Raw genomic sequence first — 346 nt, forward strand, 5'->3', positions numbered from 1 at the left:
GGCCGGGCCGCGACGCTGCTGGCTGCGCAGCTCGACGACGCGGTCTTCGGTCTCTGTCGGGGTGCGGGTCGGGCTGGTGTGCGGGCGGCTGGAGCGGTCGGCCAGCCCGGCTTCGCCCTCGGCGGCGTAGCGGGTGAGCCAGGTCCGCACGCACTTGCGGGAGATCCCCATCGCCGCGGCGATGTGCGCCTGCCGCCATCCCGCTCGGTACCGATCGACGATCAGCTTCCGGCCGTGCACGGTGGTGCGGGCATTACGGTGGGACACGAGAACCTCCGAGCAGGGACTGGGCCTTCGACAAGCCACACCCCACTCGGAGGTTCTCCTTCGTTCAAGCCCGGTCCGC

At 71.7% G+C, this 346-nt stretch carries 1 protein-coding gene; it reads right to left on the reverse strand.

Annotation, left to right across the window (positions count from 1 at the left end):
- Positions 1 to 267, reverse strand: a 267-nt coding sequence (locus ABQ292_RS26650) for a leucine zipper domain-containing protein (RefSeq protein WP_369210713.1), incomplete at its 3' end; no start/stop codon positions are given.
- Between the last annotated feature and the right edge of the window lie 79 nt (positions 268 to 346).

It is taken from the genome of Geodermatophilus maliterrae (assembly GCF_041018925.1).
Lineage (GTDB): Bacteria > Actinomycetota > Actinomycetes > Mycobacteriales > Geodermatophilaceae > Geodermatophilus > Geodermatophilus maliterrae.